This window comes from Methylobacterium terrae, from assembly GCF_003173755.1.
In the GTDB taxonomy this organism is placed as follows: Bacteria; Pseudomonadota; Alphaproteobacteria; order Rhizobiales; family Beijerinckiaceae; genus Methylobacterium; species Methylobacterium terrae.
The window spans coordinates 3,073,560-3,088,980 of the sequence record NZ_CP029553.1 but is presented as its reverse complement, the minus strand read 5'-3'; the positions used below and the strand labels follow the sequence as shown (position 1 = coordinate 3,088,980).

At 72.2% G+C, this 15,421-nt stretch carries 14 protein-coding genes; 4 read left to right on the top strand and 10 right to left on the bottom strand.

All coding sequences use genetic code 11. The features are described from left to right. Positions 1-110 precede the first annotated feature (110 nt). On the bottom strand, positions 111-1,298 hold the full coding sequence (locus DK419_RS14255; RefSeq protein ID WP_109959661.1) for an aminotransferase class V-fold PLP-dependent enzyme: 1,188 nt from the start codon (positions 1,296-1,298) through the stop codon (positions 111-113). A 414-nt stretch (positions 1,299-1,712) separates the two neighbouring features. Here DK419_RS14255 and DK419_RS14250 point away from each other — a divergent pair, with 414 nt between their 5' ends. Together DK419_RS14250 and DK419_RS14245 are read left to right on the top strand one after the other, a co-directional pair. Further along, positions 1,713-2,057 carry a hypothetical protein gene (locus DK419_RS14250; protein WP_245442436.1) on the top strand — a complete coding sequence of 115 codons (345 nt, stop codon included), beginning with the start codon at positions 1,713-1,715 and terminating at the stop codon, positions 2,055-2,057. Positions 2,058-2,133: 76 nt separating this feature from the next. Further along, positions 2,134-2,424, top strand: a complete 291-nt coding sequence (locus DK419_RS14245) for a hypothetical protein (RefSeq protein WP_109959659.1) — start codon at positions 2,134-2,136, stop codon at positions 2,422-2,424. Between the two features lie 35 nt (positions 2,425-2,459). Here the strand turns inward: DK419_RS14245 and DK419_RS14240 are convergent, their stop codons facing one another. The 6 genes from DK419_RS14240 to DK419_RS14215 all read right to left on the bottom strand — a co-directional run bounded on the left by DK419_RS14240 (position 2,460) and on the right by DK419_RS14215 (position 8,505). Beyond that, a complete protein-coding gene (locus DK419_RS14240; RefSeq protein WP_109962308.1) occupies positions 2,460-3,248 on the bottom strand; it encodes an ATP12 family chaperone protein in 789 nt (262 codons plus the stop codon). A gap of 43 nt (positions 3,249-3,291) precedes the next feature. After that, positions 3,292-3,954 carry an HAD-IA family hydrolase gene (locus DK419_RS14235; RefSeq protein WP_109959658.1) on the bottom strand — a complete coding sequence of 221 codons (663 nt, stop codon included), beginning with the start codon at positions 3,952-3,954 and terminating at the stop codon, positions 3,292-3,294. Positions 3,955-4,033: 79 nt separating this feature from the next. Then, positions 4,034-4,420 (bottom strand): serine/threonine protein kinase, encoded by a 387-nt coding sequence (locus DK419_RS14230; protein ID WP_109959657.1) that lies wholly within the window; start codon positions 4,418-4,420, stop codon positions 4,034-4,036. Between the two features lie 159 nt (positions 4,421-4,579). Beyond that, positions 4,580-6,172, bottom strand: coding sequence for an RluA family pseudouridine synthase (locus tag DK419_RS14225; protein ID WP_109959656.1), 1,593 nt, complete (start codon positions 6,170-6,172; stop codon positions 4,580-4,582). 60 nt (positions 6,173-6,232) lie between these two features. Continuing rightward, complete coding sequence (locus tag DK419_RS14220) at positions 6,233-7,063, bottom strand: ParA family protein (RefSeq protein ID WP_109959655.1); 831 nt, start codon at positions 7,061-7,063, stop codon at positions 6,233-6,235. A gap of 110 nt (positions 7,064-7,173) precedes the next feature. Further along, on the bottom strand, positions 7,174-8,505 hold the full coding sequence (locus DK419_RS14215) for a replication-associated recombination protein A (RefSeq protein ID WP_109959654.1): 1,332 nt from the start codon (positions 8,503-8,505) through the stop codon (positions 7,174-7,176). Between the two features lie 174 nt (positions 8,506-8,679). On the opposite strand from DK419_RS14215, the gene DK419_RS14210 reads away from it, so the two are divergent. Then, complete coding sequence (locus tag DK419_RS14210) at positions 8,680-9,729, top strand: hypothetical protein (RefSeq protein WP_109959653.1); 1,050 nt, start codon at positions 8,680-8,682, stop codon at positions 9,727-9,729. Positions 9,730-9,841: 112 nt separating this feature from the next. Here DK419_RS14210 and DK419_RS14205 read toward each other — a convergent pair whose 3' ends face one another. The 3 genes from DK419_RS14205 to dnaK form a co-directional block, all read right to left on the bottom strand. Next, positions 9,842-10,483: a class I SAM-dependent methyltransferase gene (locus DK419_RS14205; protein WP_208642317.1), complete on the bottom strand. Its 642-nt coding sequence runs from the start codon at positions 10,481-10,483 to the stop codon at positions 9,842-9,844. Positions 10,484-10,676: 193 nt separating this feature from the next. After that, complete coding sequence (gene dnaJ / locus DK419_RS14200; RefSeq protein ID WP_109959651.1) at positions 10,677-11,852, bottom strand: molecular chaperone DnaJ; 1,176 nt, start codon at positions 11,850-11,852, stop codon at positions 10,677-10,679. Positions 11,853-12,001: 149 nt separating this feature from the next. Continuing rightward, complete coding sequence (gene dnaK / locus DK419_RS14195) at positions 12,002-13,924, bottom strand: molecular chaperone DnaK (RefSeq protein ID WP_109959650.1); 1,923 nt, start codon at positions 13,922-13,924, stop codon at positions 12,002-12,004. Between the two features lie 471 nt (positions 13,925-14,395). Between dnaK and DK419_RS14190 the strand changes: the two genes are divergently transcribed. Next, positions 14,396-15,397 carry a hypothetical protein gene (locus tag DK419_RS14190; protein WP_109959649.1) on the top strand — a complete coding sequence of 334 codons (1,002 nt, stop codon included), beginning with the start codon at positions 14,396-14,398 and terminating at the stop codon, positions 15,395-15,397. Positions 15,398-15,421: the final 24 nt, after the last annotated feature.

Genomic DNA, 15,421 nt, shown 5'->3' with positions numbered 1-15,421 from the left:
GGGCGGGCGGGGCGCGGCACAATGGCATGGCGGGCCGGATCCCGGCAGCCGGTCTTAGAGGTAGATCACTCTCCTCTCCCCCCCGGGCGGGGAGAGGAGAGACACGCGCCTCAACCCTCCCGCGTGCTCCGGAAATGCTCCGTCGCCGCCGCGACGCCGCTGCCGGGGGTGATGCGGATGCCCGCATCCTGCATCGCCATCTCGACGCCGGCGAGCGCACCGAGCAGCATCAGCTCGTTGAGGTCGCCGATATGGCCGATGCGGAACAGCTTGCCCGCCACCTGCGACAGGCCGGCGCCGAGGGCGAGGTTGTAGCGGCGATAGGCGATGTCGATGATCTCGGCGCCGTTGATCCCCTCCGGCACCATCACGGCGCTCACCGTGTGGGAGTGCCACTTCGGCTCTTTCGCGCAGAGCGTCAGCCCCCAGGCCTTGACCGCCGCGCGGGTGCCGTCGGCGAGCCGGCGGTGACGGGCGAAGATGGTCTCCAGCCCCTCGTCCTCGACGCAAGCCAGGGCCTCGCGCAGGCCGTGGAGCATCGGCACGGACGGCGTGTAGGGGAAGTAACCGGTGGCGTTGGCCTTGGCCTGGTCGGCGAAGTCGAAGTAGACGCGCCGGCACTCGGCGGTCTTGGCGGCTTCCAGCGCCCGCTTGCTGACGCAGACGATGCCGAGACCCGCCGGCAGCATCAGGCCCTTCTGCGAGCCGGTGATGGCGCAGTCGACCCGCCATTCCTCCGCCCGGAAGTCGATGCTGCCGATCGACGACACGCCGTCGACGTAGAGCATCGCCGGGTGGTTCGCCGCGTCGATCGCCCGGCGCACCGCGCCGATGTCGGAGGTGACGCCGGTGGTGGTCTCGTTGTGGACCACCAGCACCGCCTTGATCCGGTGCTCGCGGTCGGCCCGCAGGGCCTCCTCGATCCGCTCGGGGTCGGCGCCGGTGCCCCACGCCTCCTCCTGGATCTCGACGTCGAGGCCGACCCGGCGGGCCATGTCGATCCACAGCGTGCTGAACTGGCCGTAGCGCGGCGCCAGCACCCGGTCGCCGGGGGAGAGCGTGTTGGTGAGCGCCGCTTCCCAGGCGCCGGTGCCGGTCGAGGGGAAGAGGAAGATCTGGCCCTCGCGGGACTTGAAGACCTTCTTGGTTTCCTCGAACAGCGGCAGCGTCAATTCGGGAAAGGCCGACGAGCGGTGGTCCTCGGAGGGCACGATCATCGCGCGCTGGACCCGCTCCGGGATGTTGGTCGGACCCGGAACGAAGAGGAAGTTGCGTCCCGGACGTCTCGATCCAGCCATGGTGTCTCCTCCGGCCCTGCGGGCTCTGAGTCCGGGCGTTGCATCGCCCGTCCCGTGAAATCGGTGCGCGTCCTCGGCCGCCGCGACGGGTCGATCCGAGGATCGGTCGGCGCCGCGTTACCGCGCCGAGGACCGGCTCGCCCCGTCGAGGAAGACTATGGAAGTGCGCCGCCTCGAAGGAAAACTGAAAAAACTGAGGCCGGGCTTCGAAAAAATTGAAGCCGCGCCGGCGTCTCGTCCGAAAGGGGTACGCGGCTGCACCTTCGGTGGCAACGGCTTAGTCTAGGCTTTGCCGTATCGGCAGTATTGCTCAGAAAAGCTTCAAACCTTATCGAATGTGATCAGCAGTTCCGATCGCGGCGGATATGCATCGGCTCCAAGATGCAACGGGTCGGAACCGGGGGGAGACCGCTCATGATTGCGAGCAGCGTGAACTCGGGGTTCACCCGCGCGGAGTCCACTCGTGCAGAGTTCACCCGCACCCGACCGCGGACGGTGCGCCGCTGGCCGACCTACAACCTGTTCCGCCGGCGCGAGGAGCCGGACCTGGTCTGCGCCGTGCCGAACGACTTTCCGGTCCCGGCCTTCGTGACCGGCGAGGCCTGGACCTTCGCCGGCAGCATCGCCGCTCCGTCCGAGGCGCCACCCGGCTTCTCGGCCGAGGTGGCGGAGCGCGGCGCCGAGACCTGCGGCTTCCACCTGTTCCACCAGCTGCCGGCCGTCGCGGCGCCGGAGCCGGTCTGGCGCGCCGCCGGATAAGTTTTTCCGTCGAGAACCGCGGCCGGGGTTCGCGCATTGTCTAGCCAAGACATGCTTCAGCAGCGGAGAACCGGGGATGTTTCTCAAGACCGTGATCGCGGCCGGCCTCGTGCTGGCCGGTTCCGCCGCCGCCCGCGCCGAGGGCACCACCCTCGACCAGGCCGGCATTCCGGCGCTCGACGTGCCGGGCTTCTCGGACAGCGTGCCGAGCGGCATGCCGCTCTTCGCCGCCCTGCCCCGGATGGCGCCGGGCGCCGAGGTGGACGTGCGCGGCATCGACGCCAGCGGCCTCGTCGCCTTCGGTCCGTCGGTGCCCCAGATGATCGACCCGAACGCCGACATCGCCACCGGCTCGCTCAAGAAGTGAGCCCGTGAGGCCGGGGCAGCCTGCCCCGGCCCGCCTCAGGCGCTCAACGCCGCCACCCGCGCCGCCGCCTCGAACTCGCCCCGGCGCTTGTCGAGGCGCGCCTCGGCCTCCGCGTCCCGGCCCCAGACCTCGGCCTGGAAAGTCTCGTCGACATGGGCGGCCGCCCATCCCTCCTGAGGCGTCAGGCGGCCGTGGAGGACGGCGAGCGCGATCAGCACCGAGCCGGTCAGGGTCGTCATCGAGTGGAGGCCGGCGAGCGCCGTCGGGCTCGCCACCGCCTCGATCGCCCGGCGCACCGCCTGGAGCGACGCGTCCGGCTGCGTGACGTGCATCACCCCCTCGCTCAGCACGAACCGGGCGCCCAGGGTTTCGTGCGCCCAGTCGAGCACCGGGTCCCAGGCCACGCCTTGCGCCGCCACGAGCCGCGCCGGGTCGCCGGCCCGGTAGACCAGGAGGTCGGTGCCCGCATAGGCCGCGAGGTCGTCGACCACCGCCTCGCGCCGCTCGGCCACCCCGTCGAGGGCCGAGTTGACGAGGCGGGTGAGCGGCATCCGCGCCGGATCGATGAACTCCTCCTGCGCCCCCCATTCCTCGGCGAGGGCCTCGGCGAGGGCCGCCTGCGGCACCGCGAGGCGCCGGCGGGCGGGGGTGAGCGCCGGGCGGCCGTCGAGGACCAGGCGGAACCCGTCCTCGCCCGGCGCGACGCCGGCCTCCGTGTAGAAGCGCTTCGGCAGCGCGGGCTTCGCCGATTGGCGGGCGGCGCGGACCGGATCGGGCGTGCCCTCCGGATCCCCGAGCCAGTCGCGGGTCACGTCGTTGGTCATGGACATCCAGATAGGGGCTCGGGCCGGCGGTTGCGAGGCGGGCTCACGCCGCCGCGATCCGCTCAAGCAGGGTGGCTTCGAGCGCCGCCATGCTGTCCAGCACCGCGTGGGCGCCGGCCGCCCGCAGCGCGTCCGGGGTGTGATAGCCCCAGGCGACGCCGAGGGCGGTGACGTGGGCGCCGCGCGCCATCATCATGTCGTAGGTCGAATCGCCGATCATCACCGTGCGGGCGGGCTCGGTCCCGGTCTCGGCCATCGCCTGCTCCAGCATCGCCGGGTGCGGCTTCGAGGGGGCGTCGTCGGCGGTCTGCACCGTCGCGAACCAGCCCTCCCAGCCGTGCAGCGCGACGAGGTGGTCGACGCCGCGACGGGACTTGCCGGTGGCGATGCCGAGCTGCACCGCCGGGTCGCGGTTGAGCCGCGCCAGCAGCGCGGCGGCCCCGGGAAACAGCGTCTCGCGGATCTCGGCCCGGGCCCGCAGCCGGCCGAAGGCCTGCTTGTAGGCTTCCGACAGGGCGACCACCGGCCCGTCGGCGCCGACGAGGGCGGTGAAGGCCTGCGGCAGCGAGAGCCCGACCACCGACAGCGAGCGCTCCCGCGTCGGCGCCGGAAGCCCGACCGCCGCGAAGGCCTCGGCTTGCGCCGCCACGATCAGGTGCTGGCTGTCGACCAGGGTACCGTCGACGTCGAAGACGATCAGGAGCATGGGTCCGGGGCTGCCTCGTTCCGTACCGGGCGCGGCCCCGCCCGTCCCCGCCGAGGTCTCCCCGCCGGGGGCCGCCTCGTCAGGGTCTCGTGCGGGCCGGCTGGCCCGGCTGGATCCGCTCATAGCCCAGGCGACAGCGGATGAGGAAGCGGCGCCGTGCGCCGCCATGCAGGCTGCGCCGCTGCGAGGCGCGGTTGCAGGCGGCGTAGCTCGGCCGGCGCCGGCGCGGCGCGGCAGTCCGCTCGGGCGCGGCGGGCCGCGCCTCAGGAGTACGGGCATTGGCGGGCGCGGATCGGCCGTCCGTCGGCGTCGCGCGCCCGTCGGCGGGCTTGCCGTCAGTCCGGGCAGCCGGTGCCGTGGCCGGCTCCGACTGCGCCGGGGCGGCGGGAACGGGCTGGGCCTGCGCCGTTCCGGCGACGGCGAGGAATCCGATCAGGCCGAGGCTGGCGAGCGCGGCGGGTCTCATCTGGCTTGTCTCACTCCCGGATGGGCCGCGGGCCCGCGCTGGCGCCTGTGCTCGCGACGGCCGATCCTGAGAATAAGGCGCGCGGGCGTCCTGCCAAGGCCTCCATTCCCAAGGGAAGGCCGAGTCCCAAGGGAAGGCCGAGATCGGACGCCCGCGCCGTCACGCCTCCGGCGCCTCGACGATCGGGTCGTAGCGCGAGGCGTCGAAGCCGAGCAGGTTCCAGCTCTGCGCCATGTGGGGCGGCAGGGGCGCGGTCACGTCGATCGGCTTGGCGGTGCGCGGATGGGGAATCACGATGCGCCGGGCGAGCAGGTGCAGGCGGTTCTGCAGGCCCCCGGGCAGTTCCCAGTTCTCGATGTCGAAGTATTTCGGGTCGCCGACGAGCGGGTGGCCGATATGGGCCGCATGCGCCCGCAGCTGGTGGGTGCGCCCGGTGACCGGCTTCAGCGAGAGCCAGGCGAGCTTCTGCCCGGCCTGGTCGACCACGGCGTAGTAGGTGAGTGCGTGGCTCGCCCCCTCGTCGCCGTGCTTGGCCACCCGCATCCGGGCATCGGCGTCGCCGATCTCCTCCTTGGCGAGGTAGGTCGAGATTCGGCCCTGGCGCACCTTCGGCACCCCGGCGGCGAGCGCCCAGTAGATCTTGCGCGCCGCCCGCGACCGGAAGGTCTTGGCGAGCGTCGCCGCGGCAAGCCGGGTCTTGGCGATGATCAGGCAGCCCGCCGTGTCCTTGTCGAGGCGGTGGACGAGGCGCGGCTTCTGGCCGTCCTCGCCGCGCATCGCCTCCAAGAGGCCGTCGACGTGGCGGGTGGTGCCCGAGCCGCCCTGGACCGCGAGGCCGAAGGGCTTGTTGAGCACCATCATGTCCTGGTCCTCGTAGAGGATCAGGGAGCGCAGGAAGGCGAGATCGCCCTCCGCCCGCGGCGAGCCGGGTGCCGGCGCGCGGGCCTCGAGGCTCAAGGGCGGCACCCGCACGCTGGCGCCGGGCTCGACCCGGTCGGCGGCCTTGGCGCGCTTGCCGTTGACGCGCAGCTCGCCCTTGCGCACCAGGCTCTGGATGCGGGTGAAGGGCAGCTGCGGGAAGCGGGCCGAGAGGAAGCGGTCGATGCGCATCCCGGCCTCGTCCGGCGTCACCTCCAGGGTCTGCACGCCGGTGGCGAGCGCCTCGGCGGTCGCCTCGCGCAGCGCCCGGCGGGTCGGGGGCTTGGATGACGGGGCATGGGCCTCCGCCGAGACGCGGCGCGGCGCCTCGGCGGTGTCCCGGCGCTCGCTCCGGCGCTCGTCCTGGCCCTCGGCCCGGCGCGGCCGGGCCGGCGGGCGGTCCTCGGCGGCGGCGCGGGGCGCGCGGTCCGGCGCCGTGCCGGTGCGCGGCCGGTCGGATCTCGGCCGGTCGGATCTCGGCTTGCCGGGAATTCCGGCCGGCGCGCGGGCCGGCGCCTCGTCGCGCTCCCAGGGGGCGGCGTCGCTCATGTCGCGGCCGAAGGCGGGGCGCGCAGGAGCGGCCCCGGCAGGAGCGAACTTCGCAGGAGCGAATTTGCCGGCAGAGGACTTGCCGGCAGAGGACTTGCCGGCAGAGGACTTGCCAGGAGAGGACTTGCCGGGCGCGGCCCGGCTGGAGACCACCAGGCCGGCGGCGCGCTCGGCGGCGTCGCGGGCGGTGTTGCGCGGTCCGGTGCGGGCCCGCGGCGGGCGGGCGGGTCCGCCCGGGCCGGTCCGCGACCGCCCGGTACCGCCGCGAGAAGGAGGCTTCGTCATGCGGCGGCTCGTAGCACCCGCGAGCCCTTCCGTCACGCCCGACGAGTCGCCGCCGACGGGTCAGCGCCAGGAAATTCCTCGCGAAAAGCCCTCGGGCCGGGCGTAGGCCGGCTCCGCGAAGGCGGCGGCGCAATCGATGCCGAAGCGCTGCACCAGGTCGTCGGCGAGCGCGGAAAAATCCTCCGCGGCGCGGGCGCGGGGCCGGTAGCGCCGCACCGGCTGGCGCCGGGCGAAGGCCTCGCTCACCGCCACGTCGGTGCGCACGCCCCGCACCATCTGGCCCGGCCCGAAGGCGGTGCGCAACTGGCCGAGGGTCTCGCGCTCGACGTTGGTGCGCAGGTCGATCCGCATCGGCGCGATGGCGAGGCCGAGCGGGGCGGCGCGGAAGCGCAGCATCGTGTCGTGGTAGGACCGGGCGAACTGGCGCACGCCCTCGAGGCCGAGGGGATCGAGGGTGGTGGGGACCACCACGCCGTCGCTCGCCATCAGGGCGCAGACCGTGAGTGCGGCCGCGGCCGGCGGCACGTCGATCAGCACCAGGTCGTGGATCCGGCATAAGGCGCCGAGCGCCGCGGCGATGCAGCGGATGTCGCCGTTGCCGAGCTGCCCGTCGAAGCCGCGGTCGGCCGGCACCACCGCGACGTTGTCCTCCCCGGTCGCCTGCGCGGCGCCGCTGAGATCGATGCCGGCCCGCAGCAGCGGCGTGTGGGCATTGGCCGAGCCGAGCCGGGCGCTCACCCCGAGGCCGAGGCCCGCATGGCCCTGCGGATCGAGATCCACCACCAGCACCCGGTAGCCCCGGGCGCCGAGCTCGGCCGCGAGGTTGACCGCGGAGGTCGTCTTGCCGGTGCCGCCCTTGCAGTTGGCGATCGAGAGCACGCGGGCCGTCATCGCGCCCGCCGTCGCGGGAGGGGTCGCGGCAGAGTCTGTCTCATCGCCGCAGGCTGACCCGGGGGAGCGCGGCCCGTCAACGCCTCCCGATCCGGTTGTTCACACGGCGGTCACGATGTCTCGCGTCCCGGTTCCTCGCCCGCGCGCTCCCGGCGCGCCGCCTCCCACCACTCCAGCCGCTCGGCGATGCGGCGCTCGAAGCCGCGGTCGGTCGGCGCGTAGAACCTCTGCCGCCCGAGCCGCTCGGGCCAGTAATCCTGGCCCGAGAAGGCGTCGGGCTCGTCGTGGTCGTAGCGGTAGCCCTCGCCGTAGCCGAGCTTGCGCATCAGCTTGGTCGGGGCGTTGAGGATGGTGCGGGGCGGCGGCAGCGAGCCGTGCTCCTTGGCGGTGCGGGTCGCGGCCTTGTAGGCGGTGTAGAGCGCGTTCGATTTCGGCGCCGTGGCGAGGTAGACCGCCGCCTGCGCGAGCGCCAGTTCGCCCTCCGGCGAGCCGAGGAAGTCGAACGCCTCCTTGGCGGCGTTCGCCACCGCGAGCGCCTGCGGGTCGGCGAGCCCGACATCCTCCACCGCCGCCCGTACCAGCCGGCGGGCGATGAACAGCCGGTCCTCGCCGGCATCGAGCATCCGGCAGAGGTAGTACAGGGCGGCGTCCGGATCCGAGCCGCGGATCGTCTTGTGCAGCGCGGAGATCAGGTTGTAGTGGCCCTCCTGCGCCTTGTCGTAGACGGGGGCGCGGCGCTGGATCAGCTCCTGCAGCAGGGCCGCATCCAGGGTCTCGCCGGGCGCCGTCGAGCGCCAGACCTCCTCGGCCAGCGTCAGGGCCGCCCGCCCGTCGCCGTCGGCCATCCGCACCAGGACCGCGCGGGCCTCCGCATCGAGCGGCAGCGCCCGGCCGGTCACCGCCTCGGCCCGGTCGAGGAGCCGTGCGACCGCCGCCTCGTCGAGGGCGCGGAAGACCAGCACCCGGGCGCGGGAGAGGAGCGCCGCGTTCAGCTCGAAGGACGGGTTCTCGGTGGTGGCGCCGACGAGCGTCACGGTGCCGTCCTCGACCACCGGCAGGAAGGCGTCGAGCTGGGCCCGGTTGAAGCGGTGGATCTCGTCGACGAAGAGCAGCGTGCCGCGGCCCGCCGCCCGCCGGGCGCGCGCCGCCTCGAACACCTTCCGGAGCTCGGCGACGCCGGAGAAGATCGCCGAGATCTGCTCGAAATGCAGGTCGGTCTCGCCGGCGAGGAGGCGCGCCACCGTGGTCTTGCCGGTGCCCGGCGGTCCCCACAGGATCAGCGAGCCGAGGTTGCGCCCGCGCAGGAGCCGGGTGAGCGCCCCCCCTTCCCCGGTCAGGTGCTCCTGCCCGACCACCTCGGCCAGGGTCGTCGGCCGCAGGGTGTCGGCGAGGGGGCGGGGAGCGTCGCGGTCGAGGCCCGCGGAGGCGAACAGGTCGGACATGCCGCATCAACACCCGCCGGGCCCGGGGCCGCAAGAGCGCCCCCGCCCTCGCCCACCGCCGGTCGGGGGGCGGTGCCGGGATGATCTCACCCCGCGAAGCTGCTACCCTGCCGGCGCGACCACCCCATGCGCCGGCGCGCTTGCCGGCACCCGGTCTTCAGCCTAGCAAGCAGCATGCGATTCAACTTCAACGTCGTCGGCCCGGCGAGCTTCGACCTCTGGATCGCGCCCGACGACATGCGCCTCACGCCGCGCCTGCGCGTCGTCATGGACCGGACGCAGGAAGCCGTGATCGAGGCCTGGGTGCACTACCCGCAGCTCAAGGAGTTCGGCTGGCACGCCCACGGCATGTGCGGCTTCAAGCTCGACGGCGAGAGCTGCCCCGGCCTCGACCGGGCCGAGCGCTACGAGATCTACGACGCCGACACCAACATCCTGCTCTACCGGCACCGCACCGGCGCGCCCTTCCGCCCGTCCCGCGTGCTCTCGCTCGACTATACGATCAACCAGGACAACATCGCCCGCGAGATGCTCTTTCCGGAATTCGCGCTGGCGTATTTCGGCATCCACGACATCCATTTCGACCTCCTGCGCTGCATCATCGACATCAAGTACAGCGATTCGATGCTGCTGCAGGGCAGCCTGCTGCTGAAGCGCTACGAGGATGTGGTCCAGGCGGGCGAGTACGTGAAGACGATCCTGGTCGTCGATCCCTACGTCGAGCTCGCCAAGCGCATCCTGTGGCTGCGCCGGATGGCGGAGATCGGCAAGGATCCGGCGCAGAGCTGGCGCGTCGACCACCTCCAGGGCCCCAGCGCCTTCGCGGCGGGGCTCGACCTCGGCAGCGTCTCGGCCCTGCGCAAGGGCTTTGACCGCATCGACATGGAGACCTACGCCTGGCTGGAGAACCCGCTCACCCGCGACCTCTCCTGCACCCATCCCGGGGAGACGATGAAGCCCGGGCACTGGACGCTGGCGATCGAGGCGTTGTCGCGCTTCCACGTCATCGGCCACCAGCACTTCTGGGGCGCCTACACGGCGATGCTCGCCGACGTGCTGACGCTCGAGGGACCGGCCCTGCCCGAGCGGCGCGTACCCGAGCCGGTGCTCCAGCTCGCCGAGACCCTGAGCCGGGTGAAGGCCACGATCGGCCTCGTCGAGATGGACATCAACCTCAGCGACAAGGTCTACACGATCATCGAGAAGCAGTGGGAGAAGGCGTGAGGCGCGTCCCGTCGAAGCTCCTCACCCACTCCCCATCTGCGACCTCGGGATGAGGTCGCGGACGAGAACCGCTTCGGAGAACAGTCGATAGGACGGTCGAGCCCCGGCCCCGTCAGGGCCGGCGGTACACCCAGACCCGCGCCGGCGGCAGGTTGAGCCACACCTTGTTCGAGCGGCTGGCAGTGTAGGTCGTGGACTTCGCCGGGATCGGCGGTACCACCGCGTAGGTGAACTGCACGAACGGCGCGTCCGGATGCATCAGGTCGTGCACCGCGCTCAGGAGGTCGAGGCGCTGCTCCAGCGGCTTGGTGAACAGCGGCAGGCTCGAGATCGTCGCGCAGGCGGGCTCGTCGACGACCCCGGCGAGCGTCGCCCGGATGTCGTAGGCGTCGCCCTGCAGCACCGTGGCCTTGGGGAAGCGCCGGCGCAGCAGCTTGCAGAAATCCGGGTTGTACTCGACGAGCACCAGGCGCTCGGGGGCGATGCCGCGGCGCACCAGCGCGTCGGTCACCGGGCCGGTGCCCGGCCCGAGCTCGATCACCGGCCCGGTCAGGCGCGGATCGACGTAGGAGGCCATGGTGCGGGCGAGCATCCGGCCGGACGGCGTCACGGCGCCGGTGACCAGGGGCCGCTCGAACCAGGAGCGCAGGAACCGCGCCTCGTCCTCCAGGATGTCGCGCTTCTGGGGCCGCGGGTGGGACACCGGGCTGGTGACCGCGATGGCTTTGGCCCTGGATCGGCGAGGCAAAGGCAAGACCGAAGACCCTTGAACACGCGAAAAGTCGGTTGGTGAACGGCTGTCGTTCAAAGGCGCGCCGCCGTCAAGCCTGGGCGCCCGGAACGAGGCCCGCGAACCCCGCAATCCCGCTCGCGCGGGAGAACGCGCGACGGCTGCCCCGGTTCGCGGGATCGTCGGATCGGGTGCGGCCTCAGCCACGCCTCGGAGATCAGGCGCGGCCCGAGCCGCTGAGGCCGTCGAAGAACTCCTTGACCCGGGAGAAGAAGCCGGCGCTCTCCGGGTGGTTGTCGGCCTGGGTGCCGTGGGTGTCGAATTCCTGCAGGAGTTCGCGCTGGCGCTTGGTGAGGTTCTGCGGCGTCTCGACGAAGACCTGGATGTAGAGGTCGCCGACGTCGCGCGAGCGCAGCACCGGCATGCCCTTGCCCTTGAGGCGGAACTGCTTGTTGGTCTGGGTGCCGGCCGGGACCCGGACCGAGGTGTGCGAGCCGTCGATCACCGGCACGGTGATCTCGCCCGAGAGCGCCGCCGTCACCATCGAGATCGGCACGCGGCAGAACAGGTCGGCGCCGTCGCGCTGGAAGAACGGGTGGGGCTTGATCGCCAGGAAGATGTAGAGGTCCCCCGCAGGTCCCCCGCGCAGGCCCGATTCGCCCTCGCCGGCCAGGCGAATGCGCAGGCCGTCGTCGACGCCCGCCGGCACGTTGATCGACAGCGTGCGCTCGCGGGTGACGCGGCCGGCGCCCGAGCAGGCCGGGCACGGATCCTCGATGATCTCGCCGCGGCCCTGGCAGGCCGGGCAGGTGCGCTCGATGGCGAAGAACCCTTGCGCCGCCCGCACGCGGCCGTAGCCGGCGCAGGTCGGGCAGGTCTTGGGCTTCGAGCCGGCCTTGGCGCCCGAGCCGGCGCAGACCTCGCAGGTGACCGAGGTCGGCATCTTGATCGTCTCGGTCTTGCCGGTGAAGGCCTCCTCGAGGCTGATCTCGAGATTGTAGCGCAGGTCGGCGCCGCGCTCGCGTCCGCCGCCGGGGCGCCCGCCCGCGGCCCCGCCCGGCCGCCCGCCGCCCGGGCCGCCGCGGGCATCGCCGAAGAACGTGTCGAAGATGTCCGACATGAAGTCGCCGAACTCGTTGCCGAATCCGGGGCCGCCCTGCCCGCCCTGCGAGAAGGCGGCGTGGCCGAAGCGGTCGTAGGCGGCGCGCTTCTGCCCGTCGGACAGGCACTGGTAGGCCTCGTTGAGCTCCTTGAACTTGAGCTCGGCCTCCTTGTCGCCGGGGTTGCGGTCGGGGTGGTAGACCATCGCCAGCTTGCGGAAGGCCGACTTCATCTCACCGTCGGTCGCGGTCCGGGCGACGCCCAGCACCTCGTAGTAGTCGCGCTTCGACATTCCTGTCCCCGGCCCCGCCGTATCCCCGTCGGGCATCGTCCATACACGTCCGGTCCCCGGCGCCGTTTTCGGCGCCGGGGACCGGGTCGCGCTGCAAATCACTGGGCCGCACGGATCTCAGATCCGTGCGGCAACCTCAAGGCGTGTTTTTACGCCCGCTTCTTCTGGTCCTTGTCGTCGACCTCCTGGAAGTCGGCGTCGATGACGTCGTCCTTCTTGGCCTCCCCGCCCGGGGCCCCGCCCGGGGCGGCGTCCGGACCGGCGGCCTGGCTCGCCGCGTACATCGCCTCGCCGAGCTTCATCGAGGCCTGCATCAGGTCGGTGGTGCGGGCCTTGATCTGCTCGACGTCCTCGCCGGCCAGCGACTGGCGCAGGGCGTCGATGGCGGTGGTGATCGCGGCCTTGTCGGAGGCCGGGACCTTGTCGCCGTGCTCGGTCACCGACTTCTCGGTGGCGTGGATCAGGCTCTCGCCCTGGTTCTTCACCTCGACCAGCTCGCGGCGCTTCTTGTCGTCGGCCGCGTTGGCCTCCGCCTCCTGCACCATGCGCTGGATGTCGGCGTCGGACAGGCCGCCCGAGGCCTGGATGCGGATCTGGTGCTCCTTGCCCGTCGCCTTGTCCTTGGCCGTCACGTTGACGATGCCGTTGGCGTCGATGTCGAAGGTCACCTCGATCTGCGGCAGGCCGCGCGGGGCCGGCGGGATGCCGACGAGGTCGAACTGGCCGAGCAGCTTGTTGTCGGCCGCCATCTCGCGCTCACCCTGGAAGACCCGGATGGTGACCGCGTTCTGGTTGTCCTCGGCCGTCGAGAACACCTGCGACTTCTTGGTCGGGATGGTGGTGTTGCGGTCGATGAGGCGGGTGAACACGCCGCCGAGCGTCTCGATGCCGAGCGAGAGCGGGGTCACGTCGAGGAGCAGCACGTCTTTGACGTCGCCCTGGAGCACGCCGGCCTGCACCGCGGCGCCGATCGCCACGACCTCGTCCGGGTTGACGCCCTTGTGGGGCTCCTTGCCGAAGAAGGTCTTCACCTGCTCCTGGACCTTCGGCATGCGGGTCATGCCGCCGACGAGCACCACCTCGTCGATCTCGGCGGCCGAGACGCCCGCATCCTTGAGCGCCTTGCGGCAGGGCTCGATCGTGCGCTGCACCAGGTCGTCGACGAGGGACTCGTACTTGGCGCGGCTGAGCTTCAGCGCCAGGTGCTTCGGGCCGCTCGCGTCGGCGGTGATGTAGGGCAGGTTGATCTCGGTCTGGGTCGCCGAGGACAGCTCGATCTTCGCCTTCTCGGCGGCCTCCTTGAGACGCTGGAGGGCGAGCTTGTCCTTGGTCAGGTCGATGCCCTGCTCGCGCTTGAACTCGGCCGAGAGGTACTCGACGATGCGGTTGTCGAAGTCCTCGCCGCCCAGGAAGGTGTCGCCGTTGGTCGACTTCACCTCGAACACGCCGTCGCCGATCTCGAGGATCGAGACGTCGAAGGTGCCGCCGCCGAGGTCGTAGACCGCGATCAGGCCGGCCTTCTTCTTGTCGAGGCCGTAGGCGAGCGCCGCCGCGGTCGGCTCGTTGATGATGCGCAGCACCTCGAGCCCGGCGATCTTGCCGGCGTCCTTGGTGGCCTGGCGCTGGGCGTCGTTGAAGTAGGCCGGGACGGTGATGACCGCCTGGGTGACCGGCTGGCCGAGATACGACTCGGCCGTCTCCTTCATCTTCTGCAGGGTGAAGGCGGAGATCTGCGACGGCGAGTAGGACTTGCCGTCCGCCTCGACCCAGGCGTCGCCGCCGTTCGAGCGGGCGATCTTGTAGGGGACGAGCCCCTTGTCCTTCTGCGTCATCGGGTCGTCGTAGGTACGGCCGATGAGGCGCTTGATGGCAAAGAAGGTGCGCTCGGGGTTCGTCACCGCCTGGCGCTTGGCCGGCTGGCCGACGAGCCGCTCGCCGTCATCCGTGAAGGCGACGATCGACGGGGTGGTGCGCGCGCCTTCCGCGTTCTCGATGACCTTGGGCTGCGTGCCTTCCATCACGGCCACGCAGCTGTTGGTGGTGCCAAGGTCGATGCCGATCACTTTACCCATGGTGGGATCCCTCGTTGGTGTTTTTTAAGCAGACCGCCGAGCCCCGAAGCAGCTCGGCCCATGGCGGTACTTGTCGAATGGTTTGAGCCGGGGCGGGCCGGACCGGACCGCGCTTCGCCGGGAACCCGGCGAGCGGGGGCGTTGCCCGCGCCGAGCCGGATATAAGAAGGCCTTTTCGGAGCCGCAAGGCGAGCCGGGCCGTGCGGCGTGCCCGGAATCGGGCCTCGCGCGGCCCTTCTGTTTTCCCGATCGTTGCCGGGCTCCCGCGGTCCCGAGCCGGCACCGCCGCATCGCGGCGTCGGGACCGGGACGGCGGCGCTCCCACGACCAAGCTCCGACGGCCAAGCTCCTACGGCCAAGCCGCCACGACAATGTTGCGGCCTTGCCACGCCCGTGCCACGGACCCCATGCTAGGACCGTGCGGCACGTTTATCCCGTTGCCTGTGTCCCGTCGCCTGCGCCTGGAGCCTGATGCAGCCCGTTCGCCCCTCCCCCCGCCCGGTGGCCCTGCCCGTTCTGGCGGCCCTGCCCCTCGCGGCGGTCCTGATGGTGGCGCCGGCCCCGGCCTCGGCCCAGTCCTTCCTCGAGGAGCTGTTCGGCATCGGCCGCGCCGCCCGCCCCCCGGTCCCCCCGGCGCCGGTGCCGGGCGGACGGGTCCCGGGCGCCCCCGGCGAGGTGCCGCCCGAGGCCGCGCCCCGGCCGGCCCCGGCGCCGCCGGCGCCGCCGAAGCCCGTGGTGCTCAAGACCCCCAGCGACGACGCCGTGCTCGGCCAGGACCTGCAACAGAACGGCAATGCCGGCTCGCTCCGCCTGGATCGCGCCGGCGCCGGCTTCACCGCCCGCGTGACGCTCGCCGGCACGAAGGTCTCGCAGCCGACGGAGAGCTGCAAGGTCGCGATCAACGACGGGCAGCCGCTCGCGCTCGCCGACCAGGGCAAGCCCAGCGGCGTGACCCAGCTCGCCTCGTCCGGCCCGGCCTGCCCGCTGCGATTCGAGATCCTGGAGGGCAGCGTGATGGTCACGCCGCTCGCCGAGGCGGAATCGTGCGTCTTCACGGCCTCCGACTGCGCCACCACCCCGAAGGGCCTGTGGGGGCCCGGCGCCGCGACGCTGCTGCCGCGGGCGCAGGAATTCGATTCGGCCCGCGGCGTCGCCGACAAGGCGGTGCGCGAGAACTACAAGGTGATGACCCAGCGCGCCCGGCGCGAGGACGTGCGGCCGATCGTGACCGAGCAGGCCGCCTTCTCGTCCGACCGCGAGCAGCTGTGCCGGGCCTACGTGCGCGAGGGCTCGCACGGCTTCTGCCACCTGCGCTTCTCCGAGGCGCGGGCACTCTCGCTCGCCACCCGCCTCGGCCTGTCGGGCGCGGCGCCGACGGCGAGCAACGCGCCGCGGCCGGCGGCGCGCAAGCGCCCCGCTCCGGCGGTCGAGGGGATGAACCCGGGCTTCGAGGCCGGCGCGCAGGACCAGTAGCGCGCCGCGGGTGCCGGCCGGGCG